This window comes from Burkholderia sp. BCC1208 (assembly GCF_902833095.1).
Taxonomy (GTDB): domain Bacteria; phylum Pseudomonadota; class Gammaproteobacteria; order Burkholderiales; family Burkholderiaceae; genus Burkholderia.
In genome coordinates, this window is record NZ_CADFDY010000009.1 from 240,777 (window position 1) to 255,325 (window position 14,549).

The window sequence follows — 14,549 nt, forward strand, 5'->3', positions numbered from 1 at the left end:
CGCCTGACCCATCCCGCCGCGCCGCGACTGCTTCCGGCGCGGCGGGCGACCCCACCGACACTCGAAGGATCTCGATGAGCCAGCCTACCCATACGCGTATCCGGATGTTCAACACGAAGGATACCTACCCGAACCAGACGCTCGACAACGACCTGTGCCAGGCCGTGCGGGCCGGCAACACCGTCTACGTGCGCGGTCAGGTCGGCACCGATTTCGACGGCAATCTGATCGGCCTCGGCGATCCGCGCGCGCAGGCCGAGCAGGCGATGAAGAACGTCAAGCAGTTGCTCGAGGAAGCCGGCAGCGACATCACGCATATCGTGAAGACGACGACCTACCTGATCGATCCGCGTTATCGCGAACCCGTGTACCGGGAAGTCGGCAAGTGGCTGAAGGGCGTCTATCCGATCTCGACGGGGCTCGTCGTCTCCGCGCTCGGCCAGCCGCAGTGGCTGATGGAGATCGACGTGATCGCGGTGATCCCCGACAACTGGCAGCCGAACCGCGCATAGGAGGCGACATGACTTTCTCCATCGTCGGGCGCTGCCCGGAGACGGGCCAGCTCGGGATCGCGATCAGCTCGTCGAGCATCGCGGTGGGCGCGCGCTGCCCGTGGATGCGCGCGGGCGTCGGCGCTGTCGCGACGCAGAACATCACGCTGCCGGCGCTTGGGCCTCAAACCCTCGACCTGATCGAACACGAGCAGCTTTCGCCTGCCGCGGCGCTCGACCGCGCGTTGAGCGCGAACGGCTGGAGCCAGTACAGGCAGGTCACGGCGATCGACGCGCAGGGGCAGACGGCATGCTTCACCGGCAAGGAGGCGCTCGGCACGCATCACGCGGTGCAGGGCGAACAATGCGTGGCGGCCGGCAATCTGCTGGCCGCGCAAGCCGTGATCGACGCGATGGTGCGGGCCTTCGAACAGGCGTCCGGCCTGCTCGCCGATCGGCTGATGGCCGCGATGCACGCGGCGATGGCGGCCGGCGGCGAGGCCGGCCCAGTGCATTCGGCCGCGTTGAAGGTGGCCGGTGACGTGACCTGGCCGATCGTCGACCTGCGCGTCGACTGGGCCGATGCCGATCCGATCGGGCAGCTCGATGCGTTGTGGCGCGCATATCGGCCGCAGATGCAGGACTACCAGACGCGCGCGCTGAACCCGACCGCCGCGCCGAGCTACGGAGTGCCGGGCGATGAGTGATCCGTCGAGCCGGGCGCTGCTCGAACGGCTGATCGGCTTCGCGACGGTCAGCCGCGATTCGAACCTCGAGATGATCGCCTTCATCCGCGACACGCTCGCGTGTTTCGGTGTGGAAAGCGAACTGTTCTACAACGCGGAACGCACGAAGGCGAGCCTGTATGCGACGATCGGCCCGCGCGATCGCGGCGGCGTCGCGCTGTCGGGGCATACCGACGTGGTGCCGGTCGACGGGCAGGCGTGGACGGTCGAGCCGTTCCGGCTGACCGAGCGCGACGGCCGGCTGTACGGCCGCGGCACCGCCGACATGAAGGGCTTCATCGCGTCGGTGCTCGCGGCCGTTCCGGCGTTCGTCGCGCGGCCGCTGAGCCTGCCCGTGCATCTCGCGTTCTCGTACGACGAGGAAGTCGGTTGTCTCGGTGTGCGGCCGATGCTCGAACATCTGGCCGCGCGCGAACATCGTCCGCGGCTGTGCCTGATCGGCGAGCCGACCGAACTGAAGCCGGTGCTCGGTCACAAGGGCAAGCTCGCGATGCGCTGCCACGTGAAGGGCGCCGCATGCCACTCGGCTTACGCGCCGTCGGGCGTCAACGCGATCGACTATGCGGCGAAGCTGATCGGCCGGCTCGGCGAGATCGGCGCGGCGCTCGCGCGGCCGGAACGGCACGACGGCCGCTTCGATCCGCCGTTCTCGACCGTGCAGACGGGGCTGATCAAGGGCGGCCGCGCGCTGAACATCGTGCCGGCTGAATGCGAGTTCGATTTCGAGGTGCGTGCGCTGCCGGATTTCGATGCGCACGACGTGCCGAGGACGCTGCGGGACTATGCGGAATCCGAACTGTTGCCGAGAATGCGCGCGGTGCAGCCCGATACCGATATTCAGTTGCAGCCGCTCGGCGCGTATCCGGGGCTGGCGACCGCGCCGGACAGCGAGGCCGCGCGCCTGCTCGCGCTGCTGAGCGGCTCCGACGCGTTCGGCACGGTGGCGTTCGGCACCGAGGGCGGGCTGTTCGGGCAGGCCGGCATTCCGACCGTGGTGTGCGGGCCCGGCAGCATGGACCAGGGGCACAAGCCCGATGAGTTCGTCACGCTCGAACAACTGCATGGATGCGACGCGATGCTGGGCCGTCTGGTCGCGTATCTCTCGCTCGCCGCCTGAACGGGCGGCCGGCACGCACGCGCTGCACCCGGCGGCGCGTGCGTTGTCCCGTTCCCGGTCGTCGACCTTGCCGCCGTTATCGAACCGATTGTGCCGATTGTGCCGATTGCGCCGATTGCGCCGATTGCGCCGATTGAGCGACGATCTGCGCGAGCCGCTCGCGGCAGAAATCGACGAACGACTGCGCCTGTTTCGTGAGCTGACCGCGCTTGAGCCGTGCGCTCACGAGCCCGGACGGGCTGACCGTTTCGCTGAGGCCGATCGTCACGACGCGCTGGCCGTCGTACGTATATTCGGAATGCGGGCGCGTGACGAGCAGCGAGAAGCCGAAGCCCCGGCCGACCATTCCACGCACCATCTCGATCGACGGCGAGCCGAACACGATGTTCGGCGTGAGCCCGAGCTCGTGAAACAGGCTGACGAAATACGTGCGGCTCGGCTGCACGTCGAGCAGGATCATCGGCTCGACGCACAGGTCGCGCAGCGACACGTGCGTCTGACCCGCGAACCGGTGGTTCTCCGGCAGCAGCACGTACGGCTGCTGTGGCGGCATCAGCGGCTCGGTTTCGATCGTGCCGTCGAGATCGTGGTCGTACATCAGCGCGAGATCGAACGTACCGGACGTCAGCCCCTGCACCAATTCCTGCTGGTCGCCGTCGCGCAGCCGGATGTTCACGCCCGGGTAGCGCTCGCGAAAACCCGCGATCAGTTGCGGCAGATAGAGCGGCGCGACCGTCTCGAAGCAGCCGATGTCGATCTGTCCGGTAATCACGTCGTTGTCGGCGAGCGCGTTCTGTTCGAACTCGTGCGCGATGCGCAGCAGTTCCTGCGCTTTCCGGTAAAAGCGCGTGCCGCTTGGCGTCAGCGACACGCCCTGCGCGTGGTGGCGAATGAACAGCTTGACGCCGAAGCTCTCTTCCAGCCCCTTGATCGCGCTCGAAATCGACGGCTGCGCGATGAAGAGCTGACGCGATGCCTCGGCGACGCTGCCGGATTCGACCGTCGTGATGAAGTATTTCAGTTGCCGCAAAGTGTAGTGAGCCACAAGCACCTCTGATGCCCGGCCCCGGCGTGCCGCCGCGGGCGCATGCTGTTGGTTTCGCGTAGCACCTTACCTGAAGTCGTTCGGCGCCGAAATTTCCGCTGCAGAGCTTTTTCGTATGTCGCGAAAATATTTTTAGTATTTTCCGGTCCCGATGGGCGTGGCGCACCATCGTCTCCAACCTGGATCGCGACGCGGCCGCGTGTAGCGCCGGCGGGACATGTCATCCGTCCCCGCTTGGCCGTGCACGCGGCGCCCGCGTATCCGGACCGATTGCCGGCGCGCACCCCGACGCGCGCCGGCGCACACGGCACGCGCGCATCGCCGCGCAGGACTGGAGACATCACCATGACGAACGCGCAACCCAATGCGTCCCCGATGATAGAGAAGCACACGATCGGCTATGTGCCGCCCGCGGAACGCCACGGCAAGGTGCGCGACCTGTTCACGCTCTGGTTCGGCGGCAACATCGCGCCGCTGCCGATCGTGACCGGCGCGCTCGGCGTGCAGATGTTCCATCTGAACCTGATGTGGGGCATCGTCGCGATCGTCGTCGGCCAGGCGGTCGGCGGCGTGCTGATGGCGCTGCATTCTGCGCAGGGGCCGCAGATGGGCATCCCGCAGATGATCCAGAGCCGCGCGCAGTTCGGCTCGTGGGGCGCACTGCTCGTCACGGTGATCGCGGCCGTGATGTACGTCGGCTTTTTCGCATCGAACATCGTGCTCGCGGGCAAGTCGGTGCACGGCATCGCGCAGTCGGTGCCGGTCCCCGTCGGCATCGTGATCGGCGCGGTGGGCTCCGGGCTGATCGGGATCGTCGGCTATCGGTTCATCCACATCCTGAACCGTATCGGCACGTGGGTGCTCGGCATCGGCATCGCCGTCGGCTTCTGGATGATCCTGTCGCACGTGAGCACCGCCGATTTCCTGACGCGCGGCGGCTTCGACTTCGCGGGCTGGCTCGCGACGGTGTCGCTGTCGGCGCTGTGGCAGATCGCGTTCGCGCCGTACGTGTCGGACTATTCGCGCTATCTGCCGGAAAACGTCGGCGTCGCGTCGACGTTCTGGGCAACCTATCTCGGCTGCACGATCGGCTCGACGCTCGCGTTCATCTTCGGCGCGGTCGCGGTGCTCGCGGTGCCGGCCGGCGCGGACACGATGGATGCGGTCAAGCAGGCGACCGGCCCGCTCGGTCCGCTGATGCTCGTGCTGTTCCTGCTGAGCGTGATCAGCCACAACGCGCTGAACCTGTACGGCGCGGTGCTCGCGGTGATCACGTCGGTGCAGACGTTCGCATACAAATGGATTCCGACCGCGAAGGCGCGCGCGGTGGTGTCGGTCGCGATCTTCGTCGCCTGCTGCTACGCGGCGATCGGCGCGTCGACGAACTTCGTCGGCAACCTCGTCGATCTGGTGCTCGCGCTGCTGGTCGTGCTGGTGCCGTGGACGGCGATCAACCTGATCGACTTCTACGTGATCCACAAGGGCAAGTACGACATCCAGTCGATCTTCATGGCGGACGGCGGGATCTACGGCCGCTTCAATCCGCAGGCGCTGCTCGCGTATGCGATCGGCATCGCCGTGCAGATTCCGTTCATGAACACGCCGATGTACGCGGGCCCGATTCCCGCCCATCTGGGCGGCGCGGACCTGTCGTGGCTCGTGGGCCTGCTGCTGACGTCGCCGTTGTACTACTGGCTCGCGACGCGCGACAGCGCGTATCGGCGCCGGCAGACGGGCGCGACGATGCCGCCGACGGCGGCGCGATAAAGGAGGGGCCGCCGCGCCGGTCGCGACGCGGCGGCAAGCGAAAGGAAGCGGGCAGGCGCGCGCCGGACTAAATGGCGTGCGCCTGCCGCGGCATCAGACGAGCGCCGAGCGCGCGACGCGCACCGGCACCGACTTGTACGACGGCGTGCCGCTTTCCTTGTCGATGTAGTCGAGCGGCACGAGCACGTTCGCTTCCGGGTAGTACGCGCCGACCGAGCCCGGCGCGATGTCGTACTCGATCGCGGTGATCTTCTCGAGGCGCAGCGTACGGCCCGATGCGGTGACCGTCTCGATGTCGACGAGGTCGCCGTGTTCGAGCCCGTACTTCACGAGATCGGACGCGTTCATGAACAGCACGTCGCGCCGGCCGAACACGCCGCGATAGCGATCGTCGAGCCCGTAGATCGTCGTGTTGTACTGGTCGTGGCTGCGCAGCGTGATCAGGCGCAGCACCTGTTCGGCGCCGAGCACGTCCGCGTCCTCCTTCACGCCCTTGTAGACCGAGAACATCGCCTTGCCGGTCGGCGTCGGCCACACGCGCTCGGTGGGCGGCAGCGGCAGGCGGAAGCCGCCCGGCGTGCGGATCCGCTCGTTGAACGCCTCGAAGCCGGCTACCGTCTTGTCGATCAGGTCGCGGATGCGGTCGTAGTCGGCGATCAGGTCGAGCCACGCGACCTTGCTGTTCGGCAGCGTCGCATGCGCGATGCCTGCCACGATCGCGGGCTCCGAGCGCAACTGGTCCGACGCGGGCTTGAGCTTGCCGGCCGACGCATGGACCATCGACATCGAATCCTCGACGGTGATCGACTGCCGGCCGGTGGCCTGCATGTCGAGCTCGGTGCGGCCAAGCACCGGCAGGATGAAGGTTTCCTTGCCGACCAGCAGGTGCGAACGGTTGAGCTTCGTGCCGAGATGCACGCTCAGGTCGAGCTTCGCCATTGCCGGGAACGACAGTTCGGGATCGGGCAGCGCGACCGCGAAGTTGCCGCCGAGGCACAGCAGCGCCTTCGCGGTGCCGTCGATCATCGCCTGCATGGCCTGCACCGCGTCGTGCCCGTGCCGCGCGGGCGGCGTGAAGCCGCACACGTCCTCGATCTTCTTCAGGAATTCGGCCGACGGCTTCTCGGTGATGCCGACCGTGCGGTTGCCTTGCACGTTCGAATGGCCGCGCAATGGGCACACGCCGGCGCCGGGCTTGCCGATGTTGCCGCGCATCAGCAACAGGTCGGCGATCAGGCGCACGGTGGCCGTGCCCTTGTTGTGCTGCGTGACGCCCATCCCGTACGTGACGATCGTCGCGTTCGACTTCGCATACGCGAGCGCGACCTGTTCGAGCTGCGCCTGGCTCAGGCCGCTCGCGCGTTCGATGTCGTCCCACGACGTGGCGTCGAGATCGGCCGAGAATGCATCGAAGCCGTTGGTGTGCTGCGCGATGAAGTCGCGGTCGAGCACGTCCCCGCGCTCGGCCTCGAGCTGCAGCAGCGCCTTCATGATGCCCTTCAGCGCGGCCGCGTCGCCGCCCGCGTCGACTTGATAGTACGTCGACGCGATTCGCGTCGAGCCGAACGACGCCATCTCGATCATGTCCTGCGGATCGGCGAAGCGTTCGAGCGCGCGTTCGCGCAGCGGGTTGAACACGATGATCGGCACGTTGCGGCGCGCGCACTCGTGCAGCGTGCCCATCATCCGCGGATGGTTCGTGCCGGGGTTGTGGCCGATCGAGATGATCAGCTCGCAATGGTCGAAATCCTCCAGCGACACGGTGCCCTTGCCGATGCCGATCGATTGCGGCAGGCCGACGCTGGTCGGTTCGTGGCACATGTTCGAGCAGTCGGGGAAGTTGTTGGTGCCGAGCTCGCGCGCGAACAGCTGGTACAGGTACGCGGCTTCGTTCGACGCACGGCCCGACGTGTAGAACTCGACCTGCTCGGGCGGCAGCGCGCGCAGCACTTTGCCGATGCGCGCGAATGCGTCGTCCCATTCGATCGCGCGGAACGTGTCGGTCGCGCGGTCGTAGACGAGCGGATGGGTGAGCCGGCCCATGTTCTCCAGTTCGTAGTCCGACATGCGCAGCAGCGACGACACGGTGTTCGCCGCGAAGAACCCGGGCGTCACGCGCTTGGTCGTCGCTTCCCACGTGACGGCCTTCGCGCCGTTCTCGCAGAACTGGAACGTCGACTTGTGTTCCTTGTCGGGCCAGGCACAGCCGGGACAGTCGAAGCCGTCGGGCTGGTTGGTCCGCATCAGCACGATCGGCGCCTCGATGGTTTCCATCTGCGTACGTACCGCATCGGCTGTCGCGCGAAGCGCGCCCCAACCGCCGGCGGGCCCGTCGTATTTCCTGATGCCTGGCACTTCGCGTCGATTTGTCATGTGAATCTCCAATGGCCGGGCCCGGTGCGGGTGGCTCGATTGCGCCGTGTCGCGGCGTGGGGCGGCTCCGTCCGGCGGACGGAGCCGGTCATGCGTGTCCCGCGTTGCGGGGCAGGCGTTTTTCTAGTGGGCGTCCTTCTTCGCGCCCGACGACTTCTTGCCGGGCTTCGCCGCGGGCGGCGGGGCGTCGGCGGGCGTGTCGTCCGGCTTCGCGTCGCCGGCCGCCCTGGCGGCCTTGCCGTTCGCCTTGAGCTTGCCGTCGGCGTCCGGCTTCGCGTCCTTCGTGCCTTTTGCCTCGTTGGTTTCCTTGGCTTCCTTCGCTCCAGGCGCGGCGAGCCGGTTGAACTTCACTTCGTCGCTGTCCTTGTCGTAGTCGATCTCGCACCGGTCGCCCGACTTCAGCCGGTCGGCGAGGATCTCCTTGGCGAGCCGCGTCTCGATGGTCTGCCGGATCTGGCGCTTCAGCTCGCGCGCGCCGAATTCCGGCTGGTAGCCGGCTTCGGTCAGGTGCGCGACGAGCGAGTCGCCCATCACGAGCGTGATGTCCTGCGCGGCGGCCGTGCGCACCACGCGGTCGAGCTGGATCCGCACGATCGCGCGGATGTCGTCCTTCGACAGCGCGTGGAAGACGATCACCTCGTCGATCCGGTTCAGGAACTCGGGCCGGAAATGCCCTTTCAGCACCTGCATCAGTTCGTCGCGGATCGCCTTGTCGGTCTTGCGCGCGGCTTCCGGCTGCGTGAGGTTGTCCATGATGATCGCCGCGCCGAGGTTGCTGGTCGCGATGATGATCGTGTTGCTGAAATCGACCACGCGGCCCTTGCCGTCGGTCAGGCGGCCGTCGTCGAACACCTGCAGCAGCACGTTGTAGACGTCCGGATGCGCCTTCTCGATCTCGTCGAGCAGGATCACGCTGTACGGGCGGCGCCGCACGCGTTCGGTGAGCTGCCCGCCTTCGTCGTAGCCGACGTAGCCGGGCGGCGCGCCGATCAGCCGCGCGACCGCGTGGCGCTCCATGTATTCCGACATGTCGATGCGGATGATCGCCTGCTCGTCGCCGAACACGGTCTCGGCCAGCGCTTTCGCGAGCTCGGTCTTGCCGACGCCCGTCGGCCCGAGGAACAGGAACGTCGCGATCGGCCGGTGCGTCTGGCCGAGACCCGCGCGCGACAGCCGCACGGCATCGCTGACGGCAACCACCGCATCGCTCTGGCCGACCACGCGCTCGCGCAACTGCTCTTCCATCTTCAGCAGCTTCTGGCGTTCTTCCTGCGTGAGTTCGGACACGGGGATGCCGGTCAGCCGCGACACGACCTCGGCCACCGATTCGACGGTCACTTCGAGCGTCTCCGAACCGGTCTTGCGCTGCCACGCCTCCATCATCTCGTCGACGGCCTTCTGCTTCGCGTTGATCTGCTCTTCGAACTGCTTCGCTTCGTCGAAGCGCTTGCGCGAGGTCGCATAGTCCTGCTCGCGCTTCAGTTGCACGATCTGCGCTTCGCTTTCCTGAATGTCGATCGGGCGCGACGTCGCGCCGATCCGCACGCGCGCGGCGGCCTGGTCGATCAGGTCGATCGCCTTGTCGGGCAGGAAGCGCGACGTGATGTAGCGGTCGGCGAACTCGGCGGCCGCGACGAACGCGTCGTCGGCGAACGTCACCTGGTGGTGCGCCTCGAGGCTGTCGCGCAGTCCGCGCAGGATCACGATCGTCTGCTCGACGCTCGGCTCCGGCACGAACACGGGCTGGAAGCGGCGCTCGAGCGCGGCGTCCTTCTCGATGTACTTCTGGTATTCGTTGAGCGTCGTCGCGCCGATCAGGCTCAGTTCGCCGCGCGCGAGCGCGGGCTTCAGCACGTTCGCGATGTCGAGCCCGCCTTCGCCGCCGCCCTGGCCCGCGCCGACGATCGTGTGCAGCTCGTCGATGAACAGGATCAGTTCGTCCTGCTTCGCCGTCACTTCGTCGATCAGCTGCTTCGCGCGTTCCTCGAATTCGCCGCGATACTTCGCGCCGGCCACCATCGAGTTGATGTTGACTTCGACGAGCCGCTTGCCGCGCAGCACCTCGGGCACGTCGCCGTTGACGATCCGCTGCGCCAGCCCTTCGACGATTGCCGTCTTGCCGACGCCCGGTTCGCCGATCAGCACCGGGTTGTTCTTCTTGCGGCGCGCGAGCACCTCGATCGTGCTTTCGATTTCCTGCGCGCGGCCGAGCACTGGATCGAGCTTGCCCTGGCGCGCGATCGCGGTGAGGTCGCGGCCGAACTTGTCGAGGTTCGGCGTGCCGGTCGGCGCATCGACGCGGCCGTCCTCGGCGCCCTTGCCGACCACCTTCACGACCTTCTGGCGCAGCGCCTCGGGCGTCACGCCGTATTTCTTCAGCAGCGTGCCGGCGACGCTGTCCGGCACCGATGCGAGACCGATCAGCAGGTGCTCGGGGCCGATGTACGAGTGGCCGAGATCGCGCGACGCCTGGAACGCGTACTGGACGGCCTTCTTCACGCGCGGCGAGATCGACAGCTTGTCGAGCGGCGCATCGGGGGCGGCCGTGCCGGTGTGCGCGTGCTCGTCGATGTACGACCGGATGTCCTGCGGCGACAGCTTCAATTCCTTCAGCAGCGCGGCGCAGACGTCGGTGTCGGCGAGCGCGTACAGCAGGTGCTCGGAATCGAGCTCGCCGCGGCGCAGCTCGTGCGCCTTCTCGGCCGCGCGCTGCAGCAGTTCGAGCGTCTGTTCGCTGAACGCGTCGGTCGGGTCGACCGATTCGCGCGGAATCTCGGCGGCGAGCGGCGATTCGTCGCCGAGCCCGCCGAACAGCGACGACGGTCCGCCACCGCCCAGCAGCGAATCGAACGGATTCAGCATGCTCTGATGCCGCATCAACTGTCGGAAGTGGTAATCGCAGATCGAGATCGTCTTGCGCTCGCCGTCCTGCATCACGGTTGCGCGCGCGACGGCCGGCCGGGCGTGACAGATATCGCAAAGTGCGGGCATGGTGGTCTGGCTCCTGTCGGTGAAGGTGGGTCGAAGGGTGAAGCCCGATGCGGTGCGGCGCTCGCGCGTTCCGACCGCGCATGCGCGGCACGCACGACACGCACGACACGCACGACACGCACCGCGGCGGCGCGCGTGCCGCACCCGTGCGATCGTGCAGCGCGCGCGCCGGCGTGGCGCACGGTCGCGATCGGGGCGAAAAGCGCGAGTGCTGCGAGGAGCCCGCGGCATCGTTTCGACTGCGTTCAAAATAGCGAATCGGCGCGAGCCATCCAAGACACAGTTCCATGCCGGACCGGCCGTGAATTGCACCCTCACATGGGCGCGCGATTCGGCGGCGAGGAGTACAGACGGGCGCGCACGGCGGCGCGGGCGTGCGCGGCGTGTGCGGCTTGCGGTGGAAGGGGGCGGGAAAGGGGCGGTAAAGGACGACGGGCGAACGGCGCGGTGCGACATCGGCGCGCAGGGCGCGGGCAGCCGGCAATCGGGGAGCGAAGCGGAACGAAAAACGGGACGCCACGCGCAGCGCGGGCGCGAACCGGTTACGTTCGGCCCCGCACGCCCCGCACGCCCCGCACGCCCCGCGGCCGATGCGCGCGGTGGGGCCGGCGAAGGCGAGCGCGGTGTGTACGGTACGCGCCGGACATCGCGCGACCGCGGTGAACCGCGATCAGTCCGTCAGCGTCATCGCGAGCCGTTGCCGTGCGATCTGCTTCACGTCGGCCGAGAGCGCAGCATTCGGCAGACCATTGGCCCAGACGGAGAACGAATCCTCGATCAGGTTGCGCGTGTCGGGCGGCAACTCGGCCAGCATCAGCGACACGACGGTAAACAGCACGGCGGTGTCGCCGGCCTGGCTGCCCGCGTTTGCGTCGACCGTCTGCTTCAGGGAAGCGACGGACGCCTGCAGCGCCTGTAATGCGTCATTCGATTCGCTCATGACATCCTCCGTGCGAGATGGGCTGGATCGGCGACGAACCCGCGGCCGGCCGGCGGTGCGGCCGCCTCGCGCGACGCCCGGGCGGGCATCGCGCGCCGGCAACCGCGCTCAGGCGGCCGCGTTGCCCTGCGGCGCCACGGCCACCGATGCCTCGCTCGTCAGCATCAGGAACGTGAACGTTTCACGCAGGTACAGGCGGACGTCCTTGTCGGTGTGGCTCGTGTAGCCGATCGACACGTCTTCCCCGAGGTGCAGCTCGTAATCGCCGCCGCGCGTGGACAGCACGCAGCCGCCGCTGATCGCCGGCGCCCAGATGATCTCGCCGCTGACGATGCGTTTGATATGGCCGAGGACCGGATAGCCCTGGTCGCGCGCTTCGCTGAGCGCGGTGTACGCGTCCGACCCGAGCACGACCGAGTACGGGCCGTCGACGCCGGCGAGGCGCAGCGCTTCCAGCGCATCGCTGATCGCGTCCGGGTACGCGCCGACGTCCGCCGGCAGCGTGAGCCGGCGGTTCGACGTGCCTTCGCGGATGCCGACGATGCCGGCCGCGCGGTAGCCGTCGAAGATCGCGTCGTCTTCGGCGAACGCGAGCCGCTGCGCGGCTTCCTTCGCCGGCTGCCAGTCGGCGTCGCGCGCGCCGCGCTCGACGCTGTCGATCGCGGCGCGGCTCAGCTCGAACGGCACCGTCAGCTCGACGATCGTGCGCACTTCGCGCAGCCGCGCGTTCACGTGCTCGCGCGGCGCGTCGACGTCGAGCAGATGCCCGGTGCCGACGGCCGACAGCTCGGCGCCTTCGGGGCCGTCAACATCGACGACGCGGCGCCCGGCCACCGATCGTTTGAACGTGCGCGCCACTTCCTCCTCGATCTGTTCCCAGGCGGACGACGAGATCGGGGCGAGTTCACGGTGCAGGTTATTCATAGGTCGGGATTCCTTTCAGCGAGCCGATGTTCAGTGAGCCGTCGCGCTGCGGTGCGGACGGCGCGGCTTCCGGTTGGGCGGCGCCGGCGGCCGGCGCCGCGCGATCGGCGAGCGCTTCGAGCAGGTCGGCCGACGGCACGAAGAACAGCGAGCCGGTGACCGCGCGGCTGTAGTCGAGCAGGCGGTCGTAGTTGCCGGGCGGGCGGCCGACGAACATGTTCTCGAGCATCTGCTCGATCGGCGCCGGCGAGCGCGCGTAGCCGATGAAATAGGTGCCGAATTCGCCGGCGCCCGGGCGCCCGAACGGCATGTTGTCGCGCAGGATCTTCACTTCCTGGCCGCCCTCGTCGAGCGTGGTCAGCGAGCTGTGCGAGCACGACGGCTTCACGTCCGGCGCGAGCTCGATGTCGGCCAGCTTGGTGCGGCCGATGATGCGCTCCTGCGTCTCGACCGCGAGCGCGTTCCAGCCGGCCATGTCGTGCAGGTACTTCTGCACGAGCACGTAACTGCCGCCCGCGAATTCGGCATCCTCGTCGCCGATCACCGTGAAGTCGACCGCTGCGCGGCCTTCCGGATTCTCGGTGCCGTCGACGAAGCCGATCATCGCGCGCTGGTCGAAATTGCGGAAGCCATGCACCTCGTCGACGACCGTGACCGCGCTGCCGAGCGCGCCGAGCAGTTGGGTCGCGAGTTCGAAGCACAGATCCATCGCTTCGGCGCGGATGTGCAGCAGGATGTCGCCGGGCGTCGCGGCCGCGACGCGCTGGCCGGCGCCGAATTCGCGGAACGGATGCAGCGACGCCGGGCGCGGCTCGCCGAACAGCGCATCCCATGCGTCGGAGCCGAAGCCGCATACGCACGTGAGGTTGCCGCCCGGTACGCGCTTGCCGACCGAGCGCACGAGCGCGGCGATGTCGCCGCACCACGAACGGATCGTGTCGGCGTGATCGGCACCGGGATTGATCGTCGCCACGAGAAAGATCGCGGTGCGCGTGATCGTGCTGTGAACGGCCTGGGAGATCGGGGAAGGGGTGGTCTGCATCGCGGCCTGCCGGTCAGTCGTGTCGGGACGGACGGGCCGCGGCAGCCGCGGCGCGCGAAGGCGAACGGTTGAACTGTGTCATGCGACTGTTCTCTGTGTGACATGCGGATGAAGGACGTTGCGCGGGCATCGCGCAACGGGCCGCAGCGGCGGTGGCAGCCCCCCGGGCGCGAAGAGGAGGCAGACAGTGGCGCCGCGCGTTCGCCCGGCGCGTGAGCCGCCGCACCGCGTAACGTCGTCGAGCATGCAATCTAGCAGCTTCGACGGGTCTTTGGAACACGTATCGACGATCTGTCATTCGAATGGGTCAAACAGGGCGGTTTTTTGTGCGGCGACGGCGCAGCTGTACTCCTGACGCCCGCGGCGCTGTGCTCTTGAGCGTGCGTGTCGCGTGCAGTAGATTAGGTTCCGCTGCACCCGGCTGAGGCCGTCATGATGAACCTTCTGAAAGCGATGCGTATCGTCGGTGCAATCGTCGAGCATGGCGGGCCGTCCGGCGCGATCGAAGCCGATGCGGGCGCAACGGTTTGCCGTTCGCCGGTCGCAGGCTGTCCTTTGCCCGAGGCCACTCGTCGCGGCGACGCGGCATCGATCGCGGCCCCTACGACACTGCACCGGTTAACGCGTTGAATAGCCTTGAATACGTCCACTGCATCCGCCGATACGACCGCCGAGCGCATTCGCCGCCGCTTCGGCCATTTCCTTCACGCGGCCGAGCTGGCCGGGCTGGTCGTGATCGGGCTGGCGACCGCGTTTGCGATGACGCAGGAGGCGTGGAAGGTCGTGCTCGCGGGCGAAGTGTCGCTGACCGACCTGCTGCTGATGTTCCTGTATCTGGAAGTGCTCGCGATGGACCTGCGCTACCTGCGGCTCGGCCGGCTGCCGGTGCGGTTTCCGCTGTTCATCGCGATGACGTCGCTCGCGCGCGACCTGATCCTGCGCGGCGCGACCGACGGCCCCGAGCGGATGTTGATGACGACCTTCGGGATCGTGCTGCTCGCGCTCGGCGTGCTGATCCTGAGTTTCGGCCAGCACCGCTTTCCGGCGGACGTCGACGATGTCGAGGACGACGTGCATGCCCGCCGGTAACGCGCGGGCGGCAGTCGAAGCGAA

12 protein-coding genes are annotated in these 14,549 nt (G+C 67.8%); 6 read left to right on the forward strand and 6 right to left on the reverse strand.

What is annotated here, in order from left to right; translation table 11 throughout:
- The first annotated feature begins 74 nt into the window (after positions 1-74).
- Genes HWX09_RS22525 through argE form a run of 3 tightly spaced genes read left to right on the forward strand, consistent with a single transcriptional unit; the run spans position 75 to position 2,354 of the window.
- Positions 75-512: a RidA family protein gene (locus HWX09_RS22525; protein ID WP_027786060.1), complete on the forward strand. Its 438-nt coding sequence runs from the start codon at positions 75-77 to the stop codon at positions 510-512.
- An 8-nt stretch (positions 513-520) separates the two neighbouring features.
- Positions 521-1,198, forward strand: a complete 678-nt coding sequence (locus tag HWX09_RS22530; protein ID WP_027786059.1) for a DUF1028 domain-containing protein — start codon at positions 521-523, stop codon at positions 1,196-1,198.
- On the forward strand, positions 1,191-2,354 hold the full coding sequence (argE, locus tag HWX09_RS22535; RefSeq protein ID WP_027786058.1) for an acetylornithine deacetylase: 1,164 nt from the start codon (positions 1,191-1,193) through the stop codon (positions 2,352-2,354). Before HWX09_RS22530 ends, argE begins: the two co-directional genes overlap by 8 nt.
- A gap of 76 nt (positions 2,355-2,430) precedes the next feature.
- On the opposite strand, the gene HWX09_RS22540 is transcribed toward argE, so the two are convergent.
- Positions 2,431-3,399, reverse strand: a complete 969-nt coding sequence (locus tag HWX09_RS22540) for a LysR substrate-binding domain-containing protein (RefSeq protein WP_051421428.1) — start codon at positions 3,397-3,399, stop codon at positions 2,431-2,433.
- 345 nt (positions 3,400-3,744) lie between these two features.
- On the opposite strand from HWX09_RS22540, the gene HWX09_RS22545 reads away from it, so the two are divergent.
- On the forward strand, positions 3,745-5,166 hold the full coding sequence (locus HWX09_RS22545; protein WP_027786057.1) for a cytosine permease: 1,422 nt from the start codon (positions 3,745-3,747) through the stop codon (positions 5,164-5,166).
- Positions 5,167-5,259: 93 nt separating this feature from the next.
- On the opposite strand, the gene HWX09_RS22550 is transcribed toward HWX09_RS22545, so the two are convergent.
- From HWX09_RS22550 to HWX09_RS22570, 5 genes are all read right to left on the reverse strand, one after another.
- A complete protein-coding gene (locus HWX09_RS22550; protein WP_027786056.1) occupies positions 5,260-7,539 on the reverse strand; it encodes an FdhF/YdeP family oxidoreductase in 2,280 nt (759 codons plus the stop codon).
- 123 nt (positions 7,540-7,662) lie between these two features.
- Entirely contained in the window at positions 7,663-10,530 is a 2,868-nt protein-coding gene (locus tag HWX09_RS22555; protein ID WP_027786055.1) for an AAA family ATPase, read from the reverse strand.
- A 670-nt stretch (positions 10,531-11,200) separates the two neighbouring features.
- Positions 11,201-11,470, reverse strand: coding sequence for a hypothetical protein (locus tag HWX09_RS22560; protein ID WP_027786054.1), 270 nt, complete (start codon positions 11,468-11,470; stop codon positions 11,201-11,203).
- Positions 11,471-11,578: 108 nt separating this feature from the next.
- Positions 11,579-12,394 (reverse strand): family 1 encapsulin nanocompartment shell protein, encoded by an 816-nt coding sequence (locus HWX09_RS22565; RefSeq protein WP_027786053.1) that lies wholly within the window; start codon positions 12,392-12,394, stop codon positions 11,579-11,581.
- Positions 12,387-13,436, reverse strand: a complete 1,050-nt coding sequence (locus HWX09_RS22570) for a Dyp-type peroxidase (RefSeq protein ID WP_027786052.1) — start codon at positions 13,434-13,436, stop codon at positions 12,387-12,389. The genes HWX09_RS22565 and HWX09_RS22570 overlap by 8 nt, the downstream gene beginning before the upstream one ends.
- A gap of 432 nt (positions 13,437-13,868) precedes the next feature.
- Here HWX09_RS22570 and HWX09_RS22575 point away from each other — a divergent pair, with 432 nt between their 5' ends.
- Both HWX09_RS22575 and HWX09_RS22580 read left to right on the forward strand, forming a co-directional pair.
- Complete coding sequence (locus HWX09_RS22575; protein WP_080681403.1) at positions 13,869-14,066, forward strand: hypothetical protein; 198 nt, start codon at positions 13,869-13,871, stop codon at positions 14,064-14,066.
- Between the two features lie 6 nt (positions 14,067-14,072).
- Complete coding sequence (locus HWX09_RS22580; protein ID WP_027786051.1) at positions 14,073-14,525, forward strand: phosphate-starvation-inducible PsiE family protein; 453 nt, start codon at positions 14,073-14,075, stop codon at positions 14,523-14,525.
- Positions 14,526-14,549 lie beyond the last annotated feature (24 nt).

Bases quoted from the DNA above. Each gene is read 5' to 3' on its own strand.
- HWX09_RS22525 (WP_027786060.1), top strand. From the start codon at position 75: ATGAGCCAGCCTACCCATACGCGTATCCGGATGTTCAACACGAAGGAT.
- HWX09_RS22530 (WP_027786059.1), top strand. From the start codon at position 521: ATGACTTTCTCCATCGTCGGGCGCTGCCCGGAGACGGGCCAGCTCGGG.
- argE (WP_027786058.1), top strand. From the start codon at position 1,191: ATGAGTGATCCGTCGAGCCGGGCGCTGCTCGAACGGCTGATCGGCTTC.
- HWX09_RS22545 (WP_027786057.1), top strand. From the start codon at position 3,745: ATGACGAACGCGCAACCCAATGCGTCCCCGATGATAGAGAAGCACACG.
- HWX09_RS22550 (WP_027786056.1), bottom strand. From the start codon at position 7,539: ATGACAAATCGACGCGAAGTGCCAGGCATCAGGAAATACGACGGGCCC.
- HWX09_RS22555 (WP_027786055.1), bottom strand. From the start codon at position 10,530: ATGCCCGCACTTTGCGATATCTGTCACGCCCGGCCGGCCGTCGCGCGC.
- HWX09_RS22560 (WP_027786054.1), bottom strand. From the start codon at position 11,470: ATGAGCGAATCGAATGACGCATTACAGGCGCTGCAGGCGTCCGTCGCT.
- HWX09_RS22565 (WP_027786053.1), bottom strand. From the start codon at position 12,394: ATGAATAACCTGCACCGTGAACTCGCCCCGATCTCGTCGTCCGCCTGG.
- HWX09_RS22570 (WP_027786052.1), bottom strand. From the start codon at position 13,436: ATGCAGACCACCCCTTCCCCGATCTCCCAGGCCGTTCACAGCACGATC.
- HWX09_RS22575 (WP_080681403.1), top strand. From the start codon at position 13,869: ATGATGAACCTTCTGAAAGCGATGCGTATCGTCGGTGCAATCGTCGAG.